The following is a 20,708-nucleotide window of genomic DNA, read 5'->3' as shown; positions in this document are numbered from 1 at the left end:
TGATTAACGATATGAATAAATTTCTGTATTCCTCCCGGGTAGCTCCTTATGTCTTTGTTCTGCCATTTGTGTTATCGTTCCTTATTTTCTTTGCTTATCCGGTTATGACCACGATTGTCATGAGCTTTCAAGAAGTTCTGCCCGGCCAAACCCATTTCATTGGGTTAGTGAATTACCGGAATTTATGGAGCGAGTCGTTTTTCACCGCGTTGAAAAATAGCAGTCGGTATACGTTCTGGACCCTGCTGGTGCTTATTCCATTACCGCTTGTACTTGCTGTATTCCTAAATGCGAAGCTGACCAAGGCGAGTGCGTTCTTCCGTTCCGCTTTGTTTGTCCCCTCCCTCACTTCGGTTGTTGTGGCGGGAACTATATTCCGGCTTGTTTTTGGCAGCTTGGATGATTCGGTGATGAATGCTTTCCGTCATATGCTGGGCATGCCTACGATTAACTGGCTGGCCAACTCCGCGACGGGAATGCTCGTGATGGTTATTTTGGCGACTTGGCGGTTTACCGGCGTTAATATTATTTATTTCCTATCCGCGCTGCAGAGCATTCCGCATGAATTATATGAGTCAGCAGAGATTGACGGAGCTAACAAATGGGACCAATTCTGGCGAATTACCCTGCCGTTATTGAAGCCGGTAGCGATCTACGTCATTACGATTTCCATCTATGGCGGTTATTCGATGTTTACGGAAAGCTTCATTCTCTGGAACGGTAATCGTTCCCCGAATGACATTGGTCTGACGATGATCGGTCTACTTTATCGGGAAGGCATCGAGCGTAATAATTTGGGCTTCGGATCTGCAATTGGGATCACATTGCTAGGTATAACCATGATCTTAAATGTCATTCAATTGAAATTCTTCGGTTTGTTCAGAAAGGAGGATTAGGACATGCTGATACAACGACATAAGTTCCTTCAAACCTCCTTACTGCTCTTCCTGTTTGTGGTACTTGCTGCATTGGCGCTATTCCCGTTCTACAGTCTCACGTTGGCTTCGTTTAAGCCTTCCAAGGAGATGCTGCGCTACGGGCTCAATGTGAAGCTGCAGCCGGAGTTATTGTCCTTTCATAACTATGCCTTCTTATTCTCTGCATCTGCGAAGAAGTATCTGATCTGGTATAAGAACAGCGTCCTTATCTCCATTGTTTATACGGCTTGTTGTCTGCTTCTATCTTCGATGGTGGGTTATGGGCTCGCGATGTACCGATTTAGAGGAAGAAACCTTATTTTCCTCTTGGTCCTCTTGGTCATGATGGTACCTGTCGAAATTATTATGCTGCCACTTTATAAACAAATGATTGCCTTTCACTTGATCGATACTTACAGTGGTGTCATATTACCTTTTGTCGTCGCACCGCTGCCGATCTTCTTCTTCCGGCAATATGCTGCCGGGCTGCCCAAGGATTTCCTTGATGCAGGGAGAATTGACGGCTGTTCGGAGTATGGTATCTTTTTCAAAATCATGATGCCATTGATGGCTCCGGCTTTCGGGGCGATGGCGATATTGCAGGCCCTTGCGAGCTGGAACAGCTTTGTTTGGCCGCTTATTGTACTCAAAACTGGGAATAAACTGACCCTGCCGATTGGTTTATCCAGTCTTGTAACGCCTTATGGCAATAACTACGATATTCTCATTGCCGGTTCGGTGCTTGCGATTGTGCCTATCCTGATCGTCTTCATCTTCTTCCAACGATTCTTTGTGTCGGGTCTTACGGTTGGCGGTGTGAAAGGTTAATGGCGGTCACGCGGATGAAAAAAAGGCTGCTGCTTTCGCTCGGTTTCGCGCTTGCAGCAGTGGCTGTAGGGGGTTCTTTTCTCCAATTCGGGGGTTCACGTTCAGCCCCTGTTGAGTTTCCGGAGAGACCTGTTCAGTACCCGATGTATGACACCGGAAGCACGAATACGGAATTAAACTGGCATACGATGAATACGCACGATCCCTCCATTTATAAAGATGGGGATACGTATTATGTCTTTTCGACAGATATAAAAGTTGGCGCCAATAGGGATCCGCTTCGGCCGGGGATTATGGTGAGACGGTCAAAAGATTTGATCACATGGGATTGGGTAGGCTATGCGCTGGATGGTATACCGAAGGAAGCCGTATCGTGGACACGGGCAACGAATCTATGGGCACCTGACGTCTTCAAGTTGGGAGATACCTACTATTTGTACTATGCAGCATCTACATTCGGAAGCAATCAGTCCATGATTGGTCTTGCAACCTCCAATTCAATTACCGGTCCATGGACGGATCAAGGCGCCGTCGTGAAGACGGCCAAGGGAGATGAAGCGAACGCGATTGATCCTAATCCGGTGTTTGATAGCGAAGGCAAACCATGGCTTTCGTACGGCTCCTTTTTTGGCGGTATTTATCTCGTAAGACTTGATGAACACACCGGTAAAGTGAAGCAAGGGGAGCAGCCTACGCTGCTTGCCCGCAGAGACAGTCGAACAGTTGCAGGTGCCGTCGAGGCGCCGTATATCATCTATCAACCGGATCAGAAAAAGTACTACTTATTCGTATCCTATGATTCTTTATCTTCCGATTATAGTGTGAGGGTTGGCAGATCTTCCTCGATTACGGGGCCTTATGAGGATTTCAATGGGCATCAGCTTTCGGATACGGGGTTTTCGCCGCAGACGAATGTAGGAAATAAACTTATTGCTAGCTACTCGTTTAGTGGGAAAGAAGGCTGGATCGCGCCGGGCCATAACTCGGTTCTGAAGGACGGTGATCGCACATTTCTCTTACACCATGCCCGTGGAGAAAAAGATAAGAATTGGTCTTACCTCCATATTCGTGAGCTTTTCTGGACACGTGACGGATGGCCGGTTGCTTCGCCTGAACGATATGCGGGAGAGAAAACACAGCCTCTATCTCCGAAGCTGCTTGCAGGGCATTGGGATCGATTGCCGATTCCGATGGCATGGACGGGTACAGAACGATCTGAGCCTATTACCCTGCAGCCAAACGGAAAGATCGAATCGGCACATGGTACGGGCAAGTGGACATTTCAAGAACCGAATGAGTTAACGCTGCAATGGACGGCTTTGGATACAAATGAGGGCACCCCGACGACAGAGAAGGTACTTGTCTCGCCTGCCTGGGATTGGGAGAATGACAAGCCTACGTTTGTGTTTACAGGGATGAACGAGAATGGTATTAACATATGGGGCAAATACACAGATAGCATCAAAGGAGAATAACGATGGAGAACTTAGAAACCAGCTATATCAAACCACTTTTGGAGCAGCGTGCTGATCCATGGATCTATAAACATACGGATGGATATTATTACTTTACCGCATCGGTTCCGGAATACGATCGCATTGAACTACGGCGTTCCGCTACGATTGCCGGTTTGAACGAGGCGCAGCCTGTCGTAGCATGGCGCAAGTATGCCGAAGGCCCGCTAAGCGCCAATATTTGGGCACCGGAGCTGCATTTCGTTGCAGGCAAGTGGTATATCTATTTTGCTGCGGCTAGAACGACAGAGACGAATGAAGGCCTTTTCGATCATCGGATGTTTGTGTTGGAAAATAGTTCGGCCAATCCTCTTGAAGGGGAGTGGGAAGAGAAGGGGCAGCTGCGCACCGAGTGGGAGAGCTTTGCACTGGATGCAACTTCCTTCGAGCATCGAGGCCAGCGATATCTCGTCTGGGCTCAAAAAGATTTAAACATACCAGGAAATTCCAATCTATACATTTCCGAAATGAGCAGCCCGTGGACGCTTCGCGGCAAGCAGGTCATGATAACGACGCCGGAGTATGATTGGGAAATCATCGGCTTTAAGGTCAATGAAGGCGCCGCGGTGTTGAAGCGGAACGGACGCATCTTCATCAGCTTCTCCGCAAGCGCAACAGACTTTAATTATTGCATGGGTCTGCTGACGGCTTCAGAAGACGCCGATCTGCTTGATCCACAATCATGGACGAAATCCACATCGCCCGTTCTGACCACCGATGAAAGCATCCGACTTTTTGGACCCGGACACAATAGTTTCACTGTATCGGAGGATGGCATACAGGATATCTTCGTTTTCCACGCGAGAAATTATAAAGAAATTGTAGGCGACCCGCTCTACGATCCGAATCGCCACACATTTGTGCGTTTACTGAAGTGGCACGCGGATGGCACACCGGATTTTGTTGGCTCCGTATTAGGTGATTAGACCAGTATACCCTCTACCTCATGATAGTGAGAGTAGAGGTTTTTTGTGTTTGGGAGATCTTTCCGCCACCGTTCCGACATGGAAGTCGGTAGTCCATATATGATAAGCTATACGTATTGAAAAAGGAGGCGATTGCTGTGATTCAAGTTTTCCCTGCGCATACGCGTAATACAACCGATCTGGGCTGGCTTAAGAGCCATAAGAATTTCTCGTTCGGCGATTATTTTGATGAGGATAATGTAGGTTTCGGGGTTATGCGTGTTTGTAATGACGATGATATTGCTGCCGGTCGGGGCTTCGGTCCACATCCCCACAGCGACATGGAGATTGTCAGCATCGTTCTCAGCGGAGCCATTAAACACGAAGATAGTTTGGGGCATGTTGCGGTAACAGGCGTCAATGGCGTTCAGCGGATGTCGGCTGGAAGCGGCGTTATCCATGCCGAGTACAATGCGTCGGATACGGAACCGATGAGTCTATTTCAGCTTTGGTTCATGCCTTCTAAGCGGGGCTTGGAGCCGTCCTTTGAGAATGTTACCTATGAGCCTGAAGCCATGATAAACACGCTGCTGCCGGTAGTTACGCCCGAGGGGGGCGAGCATGCAGCCAAGATACACCAGGATATGAGCATTTACCTCAGCAAGCTGGAAGCGGGCAAAGAGCTTGTGTTCCGTCAGGCGGATAATCGCCGCGTCTTCCTTATGATCATTAGTGGGAAGTTATCAGCGAATGAAGCTGTATTGGAAACGAAAGATAGCGCTCGTATGGAAGCTGAACAGACGGTTGCTATTCGTGCGATAGAAAATACACATTTCATGCTAATCGATCTGCCATAACGGATGATGAAGGAGGGCTATGCGGATGAAGGAAGTGTTTTTGATTAAACATGCAGTGGGCGGTCGAGCGTTCGTAGATACAGGTAAACATCCGATCCCCTACACGTGGGAGCAGGTTGGAGACCAATGGATTTTTACCGTGCAGATAGAGAAGAAGGAAGATATCGCTGAGCTTTTGAAATGGAAAGAGGAACTCAACGTGTTCCTATTTCAGGAGTTTGAGAATGAGCCAACAAAGAAACTATGGTTTTATGTAGGAGATGATTCCGTTCACTATTCCGAGGAAAAAGGCGAGTTAACCATAGTAGCAAAGTCTCAAATCGTCTACATTCCTGATCAGTTTAGTGCGCAATTGTAACTCAACATAAGGAGAGCTGTGCAGGTGTCAAAAACTTGCGGGGCTCCCCTTTATCGGATTGGAGCAACATCTATGAAAGTGCAGGATCAATTACTAGAGAAAGCTATTCCTTTTATCCAGGAATGTTATGGTGAACTAGACCATAGCTCGGGCGAAATTAAGAACCGTCTTGCTGAAATTACCGAAGCTGTTAGGTATAAAGGTTACTACGAACATACACGTCAAGAGCTTGAGCATGGGGCCAAAATGGCATGGCGCAACAGCAACCGCTGTATCGGGCGACTGTTCTGGGAATCACTGACGGTACACGATGCTCGTCATATAGAAACAGAAGATCAGATGGCTGAGGCCCTATTTCGTCATATAGAAACAGCAACTAATGGTGGCAAAATCCGTCCAGTGATTACGATTTTCCCATCTAAGAACGTTTCGGCTCAGAGAGCCTTTATTCATAATGACCAACTAATCCGTTACGCGGGCTATGAAACTGACAAGGGGATTCTCGGTGACCCAGCTTCTATTCAAATAACTGCGTTATGTCAATCGCTTGGATGGCAGGGGGCCGGAACGCCTTATGACGTGCTGCCGCTTGTTGTTCAAATCGGAGATCGGAAACCTAAGCTGTTTGAGATTCCTGCCGAGCTCGTCCTGGAAGTAGATATTACACATCCGGAAATAGCGGCATTCGATGATCTGCATCTCAAATGGTATGCCGTACCGATCGTGTCGAATATGTACCTTGAAATAGGAGGGATTCATTACCCTGCTGCGCCATTCAATGGTTGGTACATGGGCACTGAAATCGGGGCGCGAAACTTTGCGGATCAAACGAGATATGACATGCTGCCGCGTGTAGCGTCTCTCATGGGTCTGGATACACGGCGTGATGCCTCTCTTTGGAAAGATAGAGCCCTTATTGAGTTAAATGTGGCTGTGCTGCATTCATTTCAACAGCAGGGAGTAGCTATTGTAGATCATCATACGGCGGCGAAGCAATTTAGAAGTTTTGAAGAGAAAGAGGAGAAGGTCGGTCGTGATGTCACGGGTGATTGGTCGTGGCTGATCCCGCCGCTATCTCCGGCAACAACGCATGTTTTTCATCAGCATTATTCAAATGAAGTGAAGCTGCCTAACTTTTTTTATAGGCATGAGGGCTGAGTAGTCGCATTTAAAAGGGAGAACCGCCCACATGGCGTTAGAGAAAATCCAGCAAGATTTAGAAGACGGATTTCGCTATGTCATAGACGCTGATCGTCTCCGTTAAAGGAAAGCATCATAAAGAGTGTAGTCGGATCCCCGGAAATCGGGGATTTGTTACCACATAAGAATTTAAAGTTTCCGACGTAATCGGAGAACGAAATTCTTATTGGCGAATAAACCTTCCTCTAAGCGCGGTCGCTCATCTTCGAAAGACCTCGATAGAGGTTTATCTCATTTGAAAATTAACCAACGGACAAATTACTAGAATTCGTAGAATTGTGTTACTAGAATTGAAAAGAGGATTTTACTATGAAAAAAGGGCTTTGGTACGCCATTCTTGCCTATACCGCATGGGGCTTGCTGCCTGTTTATTGGAGGTCTTTTGACTCTCTGCTTGCGGGTGAAATATTGTCTCACCGTGTCATCTGGTCATTTGTATTCATGGCCATTCTCTTACTGATAGGGAAAAGTAGATGGACTGAGTTTCGTAAGATGGTTACGAACGGGAAAATGCTGCTCCAGATCGGAGCCTGCAGCATTTTGATCAGCTCCAATTGGCTGATATTCATTTGGGCCGTCAATAACGGCCATGTCATCGAGACGAGTCTGGGGTATTATATTACTCCACTAATTAATATCATGCTGGCGGTCATGTTTTTGCGTGAAAAACCAAGCCGCAGCCAGTGGGTAGCCGTTGCTTTGGCGGGTGCCGGCGTTTTGCTGGCAACTATCGATTATGGCAGATTCCCGTGGGTTTCTCTCTCGCTAGCATTTTCCTTCGGTCTTTATAGTCTTGTGAAAAAGAGAGTTTCCTACGATGCTTCAATTGGTTTGGCAGGGGAAACCGTCATTGTCTTTCCCATAGCAGTCGCGTATATTGCCTACTTACACTTCTCGCATCATGATTCTGCATGGACGTTACCGCCTATCTCTTTAGCGATGCTATTATTGTCTGGTGTAGCAACCGCTTTGCCTCTACTATGGTTCGCAAAAGCGGCTGCTCGGCTGCCTCTTTCTATGCTGGGATTCATTCAGTATATAGGTCCTTCTATTACGCTGCTGTTAAGTGTATTCTTATTTAAAGAGAAATTCTCTCCCGTGCTTCTCGTCAGTTTCTCCTTGATTTGGACGGCGCTGATCGTTTATGCACTCGCGTCGATGCGAGTGGCGAGGACTTCTGTAGCGAAGTAAGCTTTCAAACGTGGATCGTTTTAGGAGATATAGAAAAGGGGCTGCCTCAAAAGTCATATTCGGAAAAATGAAATCCCACTATATGTATTTCGCAGAAGCCTGAAAGTCGATTCCATTGGAAAAATCCAATGGAAGTATGAATTTCGTTCTGAATGCCGATTCGAATGTCCCAGAAGGTCAGTAGGCTCAAAGGGGCTGTCCGCAAGTAGATTTATCTACTTTTGAGACAGCCCCTTTGTTTTAACTTGAGGTAATGAGTGAGAAAGCTGAAGAATTATCTACTTATACTGATTTAGAGGAACGAGGAGCCGCTATTTTAGGAAATAAGTGTTAAAAATGAAAATGGCGGAACGTGAGGGCCTTATTTGTTAAAATAAGCACCAATCCAGAGGTAAAACAGCGAAATAAGGTCTTGTCGTTCCGTTTGCTTCGGAATTTGAGCTTTTTCACCCAAATAGCGGCACTACGTTCCGTCTAAGTGCGGAGAAAGCGATTGCCAGGTCAGAAGTTTGTAGCTAACTACCCTTCCGCGTGCAAAAGGAAGCCGTTTGCACGTGAAAGAATCGAGGCAGCGATGTGTTCAAAAGGAACCCGTTAGCACGTGAAGGAATCGAGGCAGCAACACGTATAAAAAGAACTCATTAGCACATTAAGGACTTGAGGTAGCGCCATCTGCAAAAGGAATCCGTTAGCACACAAAAGACATGAGGCAGCGCATCTTATTTGGTAGAGCTGACCTGAAGCAGGTGAGCTTCTTTGGTTTTGTTGAAATGCGTGAAGGTGAAGATGAAATCACCTTTGTAATAGCTGTTCGTGTAGGTGCCAGCCCCGGCACCTACCGCGAGTTCCATGACGATGTAGCCGGCATCGTTGGGTTCTCCGCGCTTTTTGACAGTCTCGATGGCTGGCTGCAGCAGCGCCAAAGGCTTCGAGCCCCAAATGCTGAGGGAGGTGACGACGGCCTCCTTCGGGTTGCCCTTGGACGGCTCTACCAGCAGCGACAGCTGGTAGGCCGGATAGTTCAGCAGCAGCTTAACGCCTGCTGCTGATGCCGGATCGGCCGCGCCAGCGCCCGCGGCCGGCGGTTCCACGGCGACGTCGCCCGCAGCCGCCGTCTCCGAGGAGGCAACCTGCGGCGCCTCCTCGCCCGCGAGCATGACGCTGGCATCCTGCAGCGTCACCTCGGCCGGTTTGCCCAGCAAGTCTTCGACTTTCTTGCTGGACAAACCGAGGAAGCTCTGCAGGCTGGCCTGGCCGCCTGCAAAAAAGCTCCGCAGCAGCGGCGCGCCGTCTGCATCAAACAACGTGCCAAGGCCGTCATAGACGCCAGCCTTGAAATCGCCCTTGTAGACGAGTTTACCGGGCTCGTCATACGCTTCCCCGGCGCCGCTAAGGACGCCGCTCTGGAACGTGCCTTTGAAGCGCGGCACGCCTTTCTCATCGAAGGCGGTGCCTTCACCGCCATATGTGCCAGCGAGGAATTGGCCTTTATATTTGATCAGGCCATTCGTATAAAACTCGGTGCCATCTCCGGAATAGCTGCCGTTCTTAAATCCGCCTTCATAGATAAGAAGTCCCTTCGCATCAAAAAGCTTACCAGCCCCATTATATTGACCGGCTGCAAACTCACCTTCATATTGGGCGATACCGCCCGATGAGAACAGCTTTCCAGCTCCATTGTACAGGCCGCCGTTAAACAAGCCTTCATACAAAAGATCTCCGCTTGGCGCGAACAATTTCCCGGCCCCGCCGTATTTTCCATTTTGAAATTCGCCGATATACTGCACTTTCTGCTGCGGATCGTATTGGGTTCCCGCCCCGTTAAAGACATCTCCGGCAAATGCCCCTTTATATTGCAGGGTGCCGTTTTCGTCATAAAGGGAGCCGTTGCCTGATTTTTGCCCTTTTTCAAAATCACCTTCATAAGCGGGTTTGCCGTTGCTATGGAAAAGTTTACCTTTACCAGCATATTTGCCGTCAACCAGATCCCCCACATAGAGAGAATCCTTTTGGGTACCCACGACTTTGCCATTGCCTGAAAAGCTCGTAAGTTTAGGGGTATCTTTCTGAAGAACAGGAACGCGATTCAACCACTTATTCACGATCGCAGGAGGGCGGATGAAGATAAAAAAGATCAAAACGAGTAGGAACAAAGTGAGGAAAAGAAGCAATCTTTTGGAGACATAATAGGAGCCGATCAAAACGTAGTTTTTCAGCGACGTTTCGCGCGTCTGCAGCATGACCCTTAGGATCTGCTGAAACTTAATAATCGCCATTTTGGGCAGCCTTCCGACTGTTAAGATGGCTTTCATGATATGCCCAATGAATGGTGCAACGACAGGCCTTAGCACTTTTTCAAGGGTTTTGACCGGCTGGATCTCCAAATCTTCTCACTCCTAGATGGCATTATTAAATGACGTGTTTTTTAAAATAAGTTAAGGCACCTGAATGGTCATTTGCCCTGGTTGTTGAATTTGAATGACGCCGCCCCAGTTGCACATACATTTGGACGTATTGTTCAGAGCGGGCATGTTAGCGACGAGCACGGTCGGTGACCCAGGAGCCCAAGGCGCAGCTGTTACAGGTACGCAGGGCATGGGAGTTAGAACTCCAAGTGCAGCTGCCGTTGCCGCAGCAACCATCGGATTCGCGATAGAATTGCACATGCCAAACGGCATAATGTTCACCATTGGCTTATTATCCATAATGTTGGCAATGGGCATAGCAGTCATCACCATGTTCGCCGGAAGCACCATTAATGTACCGGGCGCTGCACCGAACGAGCATTGCAGCATCGCTCCACCGCAAACGAGGTTTCCCATGTGAGTCTCTCCTTCGTTGAGCAAAACTTGCCGCGTACCTTAAGCAGGGCATTAAGCATGTTTTTCATCGTTAATGAAGTGGAAATAGCATTTGTACTGCATTTAAGGTTGTTTTATATCGTTAAAATTGCTGTATGGGTGTTTAGTGGTGGATCTGGTTGGTGTTAAGCATGTTTTTCATTGTTAATGAAACACAAATAGCAATCGTCCCGCATTTAGGGTTGTTTTATATCGTTAACTTTGGTGGAAATGAGAGAAATGAGCTGCACCCAGCTAGGATAGCGTGTTCCCGTCAAAATTCGCTGTTTTCCATTACTTTTATACTACTAGATAAGTATATGAGCAGTCTATTACTATATTCGATAGTTTTCACTATTTTTCTCCAAAAGATGGGTGCGGGAGTGGGGGGAGATATTGTACTATAGGAGGAGATGGTTGAGCGGAGGGATTCATAGTGATAGGGGTAAAATTTGTAAAGTTGGGGCTTGCGCTGCTGTTGGGGGCATCGTCTATTTTGGCAGTTGGTTCAGGAGCAGAAGCTGCGACAGTGAAGTCTTTAACCATGCGGGAAGCCATCGATCAGGGTTTGAAAATAAGTCCCCAATTGCGGGATGCTAAGACTGATTTTTTGAAGAAAAAGATAGAGCTGGAACAAGCGCAGCATGCGGTTAAAAATGAGGAAGCTAAGGCTTCCGGACTATTTGCCAAACCTCGTAATTTAGGTCAGGAATTATCGACTCGTTTGAAGGTGCCTGAAGCACGCAAGCAGCTTTATATCGCGCAGGAAACGCTGCGTCAGTCGATGAATACGGCCCGATTTGATGTGCAAAAAGCTTATCTAGCAGCATATCAAGATGCAGTGGCAGAAGAAAATGCACGGAAGAAAGCGGAAGAAGCTAAGACAGCAGTGGAAACGGTAAAAAAGAAGCGGAAATTCGGTCTTGCAGATAGTACGGAACAGGAGAAGGCTGATAAGGCGTTGGAGAAGGTAGCATCTGAATATAAACAAGCGCAGTTAACGGCTAAATCCAGTCGTCTGGCGCTGGGCAAGCTGCTGAATTTGGACATGGAAAATAAAGTCCAGCTTTCGTTTGAGCCGGATTACGCGGATTTGAATCAGAAGCAGCTGCCTGCCTACATCGCAAGGGCTCAAAAGTCGACGCTTAGTTTGCTTAAGGACACGGAGGATCGGCGGTTAGCAGATGAGAAGCTGAACACGACGCGTGATTTGTACAGCTCTAAGTTTGGTTCGGCGCGAATGAAGGTCATGGACGGGATGTATAAAGCCAAAGATGTAGATATGGAGCTGTTCTTAGCTAGTTATGAAACGACACTTTCACAAGTGAAGAAGGACTGGGAAGGCTTTTTCATGCTGCTTGGATTCATTCCTATTCCCAAATCGCTGCTTCAAGGGGAGTTTGACGGGCTGCGCTATTTGGACGATCTCAGGGATGCGCTTCCGATCGCGACCATGGAGCAGAATAAGGCGCTGCTTCAAGAGAAAGAAAGTAGGAATGCGGTTATTGCTGCGGTGCGGCAGTCGTTTTTGGAAGCAAAAGGGGCTGAAGAAGGCTATGCGCAGGCCTTGCGTGATAAAGACAATGCGGTAGCCAATCTGGATAAAGCGAACCAGAAGCTGAAGTTAAGCCTGATGAAAACAGATGAGCTGCAGGCTTATATGGACGCTGTCTTTCAAGCTGATCAACAAATTCTATCTGCCCAAATGGGTTATAAAATGGCGCTCGGCAAGCTGGATTTGGATACTGGCGGTGCGGTTGAAAGAACGATAAAGAAAGGTATTTTGCCTTATCGTGACCTCGATGATGGGCTTGCAGCTGTAAAGCCGCAAAAGCCGAAAGCGCCTTTAGGTACTTGGAAGCTGAAGCCTTCGGTGGGAGCGCTGCTTAGTGATTTCAGTGTGAAAGTAAATAAAAAGCTGGGCGCTACGGAGTACGCGGTGTTTACGAAAGAAGGCCGTGCCATTGGGAAGCGGACGAAAATGAATAAGCCTGTGCGTAATTTATCGCTTAAGTTTAGTTCCATAGATCAGCTGAAGGTTGTGCTGTATCAAAAAGGGAAAAAGATCGACGAACTACCCCTGGAAGGAAAAGGGAATTCAGGGCAATTAGTTGCTGTAACTGCCGAGGATGGAACGTCTGGTGGAAATTCAGGCAGCAATTCTGGGGGAAGCAAAGGGGACGGCAGTGGTGGTACAGGCGAAAACAGTTCAGGTGCTGATGAGGGGCTAGGAACCGTGATCATCGGTTCCTACAAAGTGCAGCTGGACGCGCTAACTCCTGCGGCCTATAACGCAGCGGCAGCCACGATGACGAAGTCGGGGCAAGGGATTTTTTATAAATCGGATGAGCCTGGGGCGGCTTGGATTGGCATGGATAATGCCGTAGACCCAAGCGCGTTAACCGATCCAGCCAGTTCTGCTGTTCTGACGAAGGAAGCAGCGGCTGCTTTGAAGGTTACCGTTGAGATTACGAAGCCGGGAGCTATTGCATCCTTGGAAACACCCGCACAGCTGCAGCAGCAGATCGATACGCTGAAGAAAGATATCGTGAAGCTGGAAGCGGCCAAAGAAGCGGCCGTAGCGGACTTGAAGCTGAGCGAGATCGCTGATCTAGCGGTTCAGTTGAAGGATGCGCAGGCCCAGCTCGGGATGCTGGAGGCGCTGCTGAAGGGCGACAGCCAATCAGCTCTCAAGCAGATGGAGCTGGTGAACAACCCGGACGCGCTGATCGCAGCGCTGTCCGAGGAAGCCGCACCGCCGGTCGAACCGGGCGGTGAAGAAACCCCAGGCAGCACCGCGCCTGGGAATAGCGAGGCCAGCGAAGATCAGCTGGCCGAACAAGCCGAGCTCCAGCAGCAGAAGCTGGAGCAAGCACTCGCCGCCGGCGATGCCAAAGCGGCAGCAGCTCAGCTGCAGCCGCTTCTGGCGACGAAGGCGCAGCTCGCGGATGCGCAAACTGGCGCATCCGAAGGTCTGGCTTCGCTCAAAGAGGCGAAGCAGAAGCTCCAAGCTGCGCTTAGCGCAGCGCAGCAGGATCCTGAGCGGGTCGCGACGCTGACCCGCTCAATCGAAGCCGTCGACGAAGCAATGCTGTCGCTGCAGAAGGACGCGCTGTTCGCGCAGCTTGACGCTGTGCAGGAGCTGCTGGCAGCGCTGCCGCCAGCTTCAGCCGCGCAGCCGCAGCTGGAACAGCAAATAACCAAGCTGTTGGAGCAGCTCCAGCAGCAAGAGAAAGCCAAATACACGCCAGAGGAGCTGCAAGCTCTGGCCGAAATCTCAACTAACATCACAACGGTAGACACAAGCTCTGCATCTGGTTCTGATGTCACGATTCAACCCATTTCGGCAGAAAACGTACTTTCTCCCAATATTTTCATCAAATTCGACGTTCCGCCTGTTATAATAAACGGGCAGGCCTATTTACCTATAAGGTCCGTATCCGAATCGTTCGGTGCAGCCGTTGATTGGGATCAAGAAAGCCTGACCGTAACGGTAAGCACGGAATATGCGACCATCACTAGCCGTATTAATAATACTACAGCCTATATAGATGGCGAGCCGACTCAGATCGATGGACCCTCTTTGCTGCTCGCAGGAAGGACCTATGTGCCGCTAAGGTTCATATCCGAATCCCTAGGACTTCAGGTCGACTGGAATACACCTACTCAAATCATTCAGATTTCTAATTAAGAGGAGATTAAAGAGCGATGAAGAAATCGATTGCGGCATTGCTGCTCGTACTGCTGCTTCTGGGTGCTGCCGGTACTTATCTTAGTCTAAACCGGGATAGCTTTACGCTATGGCCCTTTAACCAAAGCATGCCCTTCGATGGCTTGTCGAAGGCTGTCTCTGATCATCAAAACAACTTGTTCGTGATCGATAATGCCAAAAAAACCATTCACAAGCTGAACAGCCAAGGAGTCCTACAATTCTCCATTACAAGTGAGACGGGGAAGAACGGGGAAGTGTACCGTTTTAATGATATGGCTGTCGATGACCAAGGCTACCTCTATACCATTCGTACACTGCTAGATCCGTATGGCATTGCGGTCAAATCCGAACAGATTGTTCGTTACAAGCCTGACGGACAGTTTGATCGCAGCTTGTTTACAGAAGAATATGATTCCCAAACGAAACGATACAGACTGGGGTCCTTACGGAATGTTCAGGTCCGTGAAGGTATGGTGTACTTTTTCAACGACGAGGTACATCAATTAACCTTATATCAGGCGCCAGTTGGAGAAGCTTCTTCCTCCGAGCCGAAGTCCGTTTACACGATTAAGCTTCCGGAGAATAAATATGTGTCCGAGGCAGATGGTTATAAGCCAGGGGAGATTTATTATTCAACGCGCAGCGGAGAAATTTATCGCGCTTTTAGTGATGGACGCTCGGAGCTAGTTTATCCGCTTCCCGGTCTTGACCGTACAAGGCGTAATTTTCCGGAGAGCTTGCATCTGGATAATCAGGGACGGCTTATTTTTATCGATTTCAACAGCAAATCAATCTCCAGACTCGATCCCAAACAGCCCTACATCATTGAAGGCCTTGTGAATGAGGATAAAGCCAAAGCTAGCGGTGTGGAGCTTGCCTTCGATGCAACGAATAGCAGTATCGGCCAAGATGGCAGCCTCATTATTGTAGAAACGGCTCAAATTAATCGCCGTCTTCCGGATGGAACCATTACCCCTTCCATGGTAGAGGCACAGTATAGCGAAGCTGTGAAGACAAAGGCAATTCTGCTTTGGTCCATCGCTATTGCGGGAATCTTGCTTGTGCTATATGCCATCAAATTAGTTTTCTTCAACTTGCTGCAGCGGCGCCTGCCTCTTATGATGAAGCAAATTTTCATTTTAGTGCCGGTCATTGCGGTTTCGATGATTCTTCTATCTACCGTCATTTACACTAGTTTCTCGACGAAAATGGAAGAAGAAACATTCAGTGAGCTTCTCTTACTGGCCAAAAACGGTCAAAACCTGATTGACGGCGATAAACTGGAGAGTCTTACTTCACCTCTGGATTACAATGGGTCAATTTATCAATCGTTCCGTAAAAAGATTCAATCAGTCTTCGATAATAATGAACAAGATGATAATCAAGGTTTTTACAAAGCGGTTTATAAATACGAAAATGGCGTCATTTATCGGATTTTGGAAGACGATGACGGAATGCATATGTTTAATCCATTTCTACAAACACCCGAGAATCAGCAGGTCGTGCTCCAAGGTAAGCCGGCCACAGGTCAATGGCAGGATTTCTCTGGGGAATGGAGATATGCGATTGCTCCTATTTTTAATTCAGCGGGTAAAATTGTCGGCGTTTTCGAAACTAGTAAAAATTTGGACGGCATCCTCAAGCATCGCCAATTGGTACTTCAATCGATCATTCGCAACATTGCTTTTATATCGATAGGCTTACTGCTCGTTCTCTTTCTGATGACCTATGTGCTGCTCTCTTCGATTCGGAAGCTTCGCAATAGTGTTGGGGAGATTGCCAAGGGGAACTGGGATGCGGTTGTTACGATAAATACAAGGGATGAAGTGTCAGACCTAGGCGACAGTGTCAATACGATGGCTGCTCGCATTCGAGATTATATCACCAAGGTGGAAAACTTCAGCCAATCCTACTATCGCTTCGTGCCGCAGCAATTTCTTCGTTTTCTGAACAAAGAAAGCATACTGGATGTCGAGCTCGGTGATCAGGTTGAGCAAAATATGTCCATCTTAATTTTCAATATCCGAGGCTTTTATCAACTGTCCAAAAGGCTTTCGCCGGAAGAAAACTTCAACTTCGTGAACTCATTTCTTAAAAGATTCGGACCTTATGTGCGCAATCATCAAGGTCTCATGAATAAGTACCTGGGCGCGGGCTTCATGGCGTTATTCCCGAATCAAGCAGATGAAGCGCTGCGAGCCTGCATCGAGATGCGTAAAGAACTGGACATCTATAATTCTCATCGAGCCAAAGTTGGTTATAAGGCGGTTGATTTCGGTATTGGTTTGCATAAAGGACCGCTCCGGCTAGGGATCATTGGTGAGGAGCAGCGTTTGGAAGGCAATGTGATTTCCGACGGTGTTAATTTGGCAACCATGCTGGAGAAAATGACGGAACCGCTAGGGGCATCGATTCTCATTACTGATTATGTGGTTCAATCGTTGGAACAGCCTGACGGCTTCCTCTACCGTAATCTGGGATTGATTCAGGTAGAAGGGGTCAAAGAGCCGCTTCATCTTTTCGATGTGTACCAGGGTGATCCGGATACGGTCCGAACTCTGAAGGATAAAACCAAAGCTCTGTTCGAGCAAGCTGTAACGTACTACCAGGTAGGCCGTTTCTATGATGCTCGTGAAGCCTTCTTAATGGTTATTAAGCAAAATCGTCAAGATAAAGCAGCACAGCTGTATTTCTATATTTGTGATGAATACTTCCAAAACGGTACAACAGCAGAGTGGAATGGTACATTATCTGTTTCTTAAGGTGAAAGAGGCGATCTTGACATGCATGTACACGAATTAGCAACGGAAAAGGACGCATTGCGAATAACAGATTTCTATTTGTCTTCGGATTCTTTTGATGACCAGCGGCATACACCGGGAGAGCTTGATCATTTCCGCAATGCTCCCATGCTAAGCTTAACGCAGCGCAATCATCGTCATTGGTTTATTGAGAACGAATCAGGTGAGATTATTGCGGTTACCAGCTGCAAGGAAAATGAACATCAATCCGGAGGATTTCTGTGGGATTACTTAGCTGTACACCGCGAGTACCGCAGACATGGCTTTGCGAAGATATTATTCCAAGCGTTGGAGACGTTCGCCAGGTTAGCGGAGGGACGATATATACTTACCTATACCTGTGATTTGCCAGAGTACCAGCCCATCCAAAAAATGTTTAGAGCGAATGGTTTTGAATTAATCGGCACTTATCCGAATTACTATTATGAAGGTGAAGCCAGGCTGGCTTTTTACAAACCACTGTTAAACAACAAATGAAATAATAGATTGGACCTGATGATATGCAAGGAAGCTTAACCAGATGGATGGGACTGCGCACAGAAGATATTCGGAAGCTATGGATGATGCTGCCGATCTTTTATTTTAGCGGGATTGCTGAATCCCTGAACTATACCGCGTTCATGGCGCTTTTTAACCAAAGATTCGGTGTGCAGTATTTACCTTATATCTATATCGTAGAAGCGGCAATCATGCCTCTTGAGGGTTGGCTCTTAGCGAAGCTGGCTAATCGGCTGCCTAAGGCCAAAATGATGACTACGCTCTACCTAATCATGATAGGATTGCTGCTCCTCAATGGTGCCGTGCTGCTTGGATTTAAGATTGGCGGCATTGATTTCCGGTATTACTACCCGATTCTGTTCTTATCTTCCAACTTTGTCGTGAGGCAGCTGACGCTGCTGCTTTGGAGTACGGCCTTTGATCTGTGTCCCACACAACAGGCCAAAAGGTTAATGCCGATGTTCATCGCTTCGACGACGACCGGGGGTATTACGGCAGGCTTGATCGCTCACCAAATTGGTAAACTGCTTGGTACCGAAGCGGTGTATGCACTCGCTCCAGTGTTGATGGTGTTCGGCTTCATCTTTTTCCGCAAAGCGTTGGCACGGTATTTGGTGCCCTTGACTTTGAAAGAAGACAAACGATTGAAGGACCTGGGAACTTCCGGAACGGGGGGAGAGGCGCAGCAGCCTGCTGGCTATTATGCGAAACAGATGCTGCGCAGCCCGTTCCTGCTTTGCGCCATTGCTTTGATGACACTTATGCCTGCGGTTTATTTTATGATCGAGTATCAGTACTTCACGGTTGCTGAGAGCAAGTTCTCCAAGGAAGGCGATCTAACCTCATTTTATGGATTAATTACCGCTATTCAGTTCACAATCTGCTTGCTTCTGCAAACGGTGTCTACCCGCTTAATGAACTGGCTGGGCGCGAGCAATATGCTCCTGGCGATTACGGTCATCTTCCTTGGCGGCTTTGGACTTACTGCTTTGTTTTTAAATCAATCGCTGGGGCTTGTGATGGTGTCCGGCTCATATGCCATTTTTTATATTCTTCTGTATTACATTGCGGAGCCGTGCTATCAGCTCTTTTTCAAAATGATGCCTATCGGAAAGCGCGACGGCTATCGTTATTTTGCTCAAGGTGTGGCTGCTTCGGGCGGGATCTTAATCGGTTCGCTGCTGTCCTTGCTGCATTCGTTTGGCTTAATTCAGCTGTCCCCACTTGCCTGGATAGGTGTAGTTGTAGCGGCTATTCTCGTCGTGGTGGCTTGGTTCGGAAGGAATCTGTACATTCGTGAACTGGTCAAAAGTGTGCAATCTTTGCATGCGGATCTTTCCGATATTGCGGGCTCCTTTATTGGGGGCATTCGCAGCTCCAAAGCTTTATCCTCCATGCTTGGCTATCTGAAGCATCCGAATGATTATGTGCGAGAGCTGGCTCTCGAAGTGATTGGTAAAGCGAAAGATTCCGCGTTCCTGCCGCAGTTGATCGGAATGATCGGTGAGGAAAGCTCAAGAATCCGCATTGCTGTGCTGCGGGCGATGAATTTGCAAGGGGCAACGATTCAGGATCTCGTACAGGTGGCTTCATTCCTAGAAGATGAGGACCCTGAGGTGCGTGCGGAGAGTGTGAAGTTGATTTCAAAGGCAACACATCTCAAAAGCCAATCACATTTCTTCATTCGTGTTAAGCTGCTAGACAACCACCCGAAGGTTGTGCACGAAGGCGTTAAGGCGCTTTATGCGCTGGAAAGTGAAGAAAGCTATCAAGCCTGTGACGAGGCGATTATTAAAATGCTCGATAACGGCGGTGAATGGGCGGTATATGGCTGTCACACTGTAGCCGATTTGAAGCTGGATTCCTATTCAGCATGGGTGCTATCTTTGCTTGACGATCATCGTCCTGCTGTCAAAGTTGCGGCTGCGCACTGTATTGGCAAGCTTCAGCAGGTGGATGCAATTCCTCACCTCTTGTCGATGGTGCCACTCGCAGATCAAGAGCTGCGCAAGGCTATTCTCGAGGCTTTCGTAGATATGGGGGCTAAGGCCCTGCCAGCCTTGCTGAACGGTGCGAATCATGTGAATCCGTTTATATGGAATTCGGCGGTTACAGCACTTGCTGAGCTGTTGGATGAAAGTAAATTACATTCAGAGTTAGTTGATCGCTGCGTTAGTCGAATGCTTGCTTCCACGCAGGAACGCGCTCTGCCTGCTGCTCTTCAAGAGCTGGGGATGCAGGGGCTTGCCGAGCTTGCCAACCAGCGCTGTGGTGAGCTGCATAATGCACTGGTAGGCGGCGCGTGGGCGGTAATGGCCAAGTTCGTAGATGAGCGTGTGGTTACGACACTCCGCGAAGCGACGCAGGACGAGAGTGACGAAGTTCGCGATAATGCCTTGGAAGTTTTGGCTGAGGGGCTCGGTGATCGCAGATTAGCCTTGGCTCTGTTGGAATTATTAAAGAAAGAGGCCGGCAGCAGTCGTGGGGTTACGACGGAACCGCTTCTCATTTTGCAAGAAGCTAAGATTTGGTCGGATGATTGGCTTCGAGATATTGCTATTTATGCACTAAGTTCACTGGAGCGTGCTGATATGAAGGAAGATCGCAAGTTTTTAACGATGCTGGATAAAGTTATTTTCTTGAAGCAGGTTTCCCTATTCGCGGACCTGTCTGTGGATGAACTAGGTTTAATTGCAGGGATTGCAACAGAAGAAGTTCATGAGGATCTGACTTATCTATTACGCCGTGGTGAGAGGAATGCAGCCATGTATCTCATCATTGAAGGCAATGTTGAACTGAGCAATGAGACAGGTATTGGGGAGACTGTAACGATTGGTGTGCTGGGACCGAAGCAAGCATTCGGCGAAACGACGGCATTAGACGGATCGCCTTCCTCGATTACAGCTCAAGCGATTTTCGATGAGGTGCGTGTGCTCACTTTGCAAGGGGAAAGCTTGTCTCGGTTAGTGAGATTGTATCCAGAGATCGGGATTGGGCTGCTTCATGCTTCTAGTGCCAGAGTGCGGCTGCTCGAAAATATGCTTTTGAAAATGGCTTAAACCGGTTATTCGGCTAGTGGCTTCAGTA

Annotated in this window: 14 protein-coding genes; 12 read left to right on the top strand and 2 right to left on the bottom strand. The window is 48.1% G+C overall.

The features are described from left to right. The first annotated feature begins 11 nt into the window (after window positions 1-11). The 8 genes from GC102_RS15650 (at window position 12) to rarD (ending at window position 7,770) form a co-directional block, all read left to right on the top strand. Window positions 12-896, top strand: coding sequence for a carbohydrate ABC transporter permease (locus GC102_RS15650; protein ID WP_171690379.1), 885 nt, complete (start codon window positions 12-14; stop codon window positions 894-896). 6 nt (window positions 897-902) lie between these two features. Beyond that, the gene (locus tag GC102_RS15645; RefSeq protein ID WP_376769376.1) at window positions 903-1,745 is read left to right on the top strand and encodes a carbohydrate ABC transporter permease; all 843 of its coding nucleotides are present in this window, start codon (window positions 903-905) and stop codon (window positions 1,743-1,745) included. 14 nt (window positions 1,746-1,759) lie between these two features. Beyond that, window positions 1,760-3,220: an arabinan endo-1,5-alpha-L-arabinosidase gene (locus GC102_RS15640; protein WP_171690377.1), complete on the top strand. Its 1,461-nt coding sequence runs from the start codon at window positions 1,760-1,762 to the stop codon at window positions 3,218-3,220. A 2-nt stretch (window positions 3,221-3,222) separates the two neighbouring features. Next, on the top strand, window positions 3,223-4,185 hold the full coding sequence (locus GC102_RS15635) for a glycoside hydrolase family 43 protein (protein ID WP_171690376.1): 963 nt from the start codon (window positions 3,223-3,225) through the stop codon (window positions 4,183-4,185). A 137-nt stretch (window positions 4,186-4,322) separates the two neighbouring features. Then, window positions 4,323-5,021 carry a pirin family protein gene (locus GC102_RS15630; protein WP_171690375.1) on the top strand — a complete coding sequence of 233 codons (699 nt, stop codon included), beginning with the start codon at window positions 4,323-4,325 and terminating at the stop codon, window positions 5,019-5,021. Window positions 5,022-5,046: 25 nt separating this feature from the next. After that, complete coding sequence (locus tag GC102_RS15625; RefSeq protein ID WP_171690374.1) at window positions 5,047-5,379, top strand: hypothetical protein; 333 nt, start codon at window positions 5,047-5,049, stop codon at window positions 5,377-5,379. A gap of 72 nt (window positions 5,380-5,451) precedes the next feature. Beyond that, entirely contained in the window at window positions 5,452-6,537 is a 1,086-nt protein-coding gene (locus GC102_RS15620) for a nitric oxide synthase oxygenase (RefSeq protein ID WP_171690422.1), read from the top strand. Between the two features lie 351 nt (window positions 6,538-6,888). Further along, entirely contained in the window at window positions 6,889-7,770 is an 882-nt protein-coding gene (gene rarD / locus GC102_RS15615) for an EamA family transporter RarD (RefSeq protein ID WP_171690373.1), read from the top strand. 719 nt (window positions 7,771-8,489) lie between these two features. Here the strand turns inward: rarD and GC102_RS15610 are convergent. After that, the gene (locus GC102_RS15610; protein ID WP_171690372.1) at window positions 8,490-10,154 is read right to left on the bottom strand and encodes an MORN repeat-containing protein; all 1,665 of its coding nucleotides are present in this window, start codon (window positions 10,152-10,154) and stop codon (window positions 8,490-8,492) included. A 51-nt stretch (window positions 10,155-10,205) separates the two neighbouring features. Next, window positions 10,206-10,592, bottom strand: coding sequence for a DUF4280 domain-containing protein (locus tag GC102_RS15605; protein ID WP_171690371.1), 387 nt, complete (start codon window positions 10,590-10,592; stop codon window positions 10,206-10,208). 454 nt (window positions 10,593-11,046) lie between these two features. On the opposite strand from GC102_RS15605, the gene GC102_RS40345 reads away from it, so the two are divergent. Genes GC102_RS40345 through GC102_RS15585 form a run of 4 tightly spaced genes read left to right on the top strand, consistent with a single transcriptional unit; the run spans window position 11,047 to window position 20,680 of the window. Then, window positions 11,047-14,301 (top strand): stalk domain-containing protein, encoded by a 3,255-nt coding sequence (locus GC102_RS40345; RefSeq protein ID WP_171690370.1) that lies wholly within the window; start codon window positions 11,047-11,049, stop codon window positions 14,299-14,301. A gap of 17 nt (window positions 14,302-14,318) precedes the next feature. Continuing rightward, window positions 14,319-17,084: an adenylate/guanylate cyclase domain-containing protein gene (locus GC102_RS15595; RefSeq protein ID WP_171690369.1), complete on the top strand. Its 2,766-nt coding sequence runs from the start codon at window positions 14,319-14,321 to the stop codon at window positions 17,082-17,084. A gap of 21 nt (window positions 17,085-17,105) precedes the next feature. Beyond that, window positions 17,106-17,600: a GNAT family N-acetyltransferase gene (locus GC102_RS15590; protein ID WP_171690368.1), complete on the top strand. Its 495-nt coding sequence runs from the start codon at window positions 17,106-17,108 to the stop codon at window positions 17,598-17,600. 23 nt (window positions 17,601-17,623) lie between these two features. After that, the gene (locus GC102_RS15585; RefSeq protein WP_171690367.1) at window positions 17,624-20,680 is read left to right on the top strand and encodes a cyclic nucleotide-binding domain-containing protein; all 3,057 of its coding nucleotides are present in this window, start codon (window positions 17,624-17,626) and stop codon (window positions 20,678-20,680) included. The last annotated feature ends 28 nt before the right edge of the window (window positions 20,681-20,708 follow it).

The sequence above is a fragment of the Paenibacillus germinis genome, assembly GCF_013141785.1.
Taxonomy (GTDB): domain Bacteria; phylum Bacillota; class Bacilli; order Paenibacillales; family NBRC-103111; genus Paenibacillus_E; species Paenibacillus_E phytorum.
The sequence above is the reverse complement of the archived record's forward strand: the minus strand, read 5'-3'. Positions and strand labels throughout refer to the sequence as shown.

What these genes read in the sequence shown, in the direction of transcription:
- GC102_RS15650 (WP_171690379.1), top strand. Translation starts at nt 12, where the DNA reads ATGAATAAATTTCTGTATTCCTCCCGGGTAGCTCCTTATGTCTTTGTT.
- GC102_RS15640 (WP_171690377.1), top strand. Translation starts at nt 1,760, where the DNA reads ATGAAAAAAAGGCTGCTGCTTTCGCTCGGTTTCGCGCTTGCAGCAGTG.
- GC102_RS15635 (WP_171690376.1), top strand. Translation starts at nt 3,223, where the DNA reads ATGGAGAACTTAGAAACCAGCTATATCAAACCACTTTTGGAGCAGCGT.
- GC102_RS15625 (WP_171690374.1), top strand. Translation starts at nt 5,047, where the DNA reads ATGAAGGAAGTGTTTTTGATTAAACATGCAGTGGGCGGTCGAGCGTTC.
- GC102_RS15620 (WP_171690422.1), top strand. Translation starts at nt 5,452, where the DNA reads ATGAAAGTGCAGGATCAATTACTAGAGAAAGCTATTCCTTTTATCCAG.
- rarD (WP_171690373.1), top strand. Translation starts at nt 6,889, where the DNA reads ATGAAAAAAGGGCTTTGGTACGCCATTCTTGCCTATACCGCATGGGGC.
- GC102_RS15605 (WP_171690371.1), bottom strand. Translation starts at nt 10,592, where the DNA reads ATGGGAAACCTCGTTTGCGGTGGAGCGATGCTGCAATGCTCGTTCGGT.
- GC102_RS15595 (WP_171690369.1), top strand. Translation starts at nt 14,319, where the DNA reads ATGAAGAAATCGATTGCGGCATTGCTGCTCGTACTGCTGCTTCTGGGT.
- GC102_RS15590 (WP_171690368.1), top strand. Translation starts at nt 17,106, where the DNA reads ATGCATGTACACGAATTAGCAACGGAAAAGGACGCATTGCGAATAACA.
- GC102_RS15585 (WP_171690367.1), top strand. Translation starts at nt 17,624, where the DNA reads ATGCAAGGAAGCTTAACCAGATGGATGGGACTGCGCACAGAAGATATT.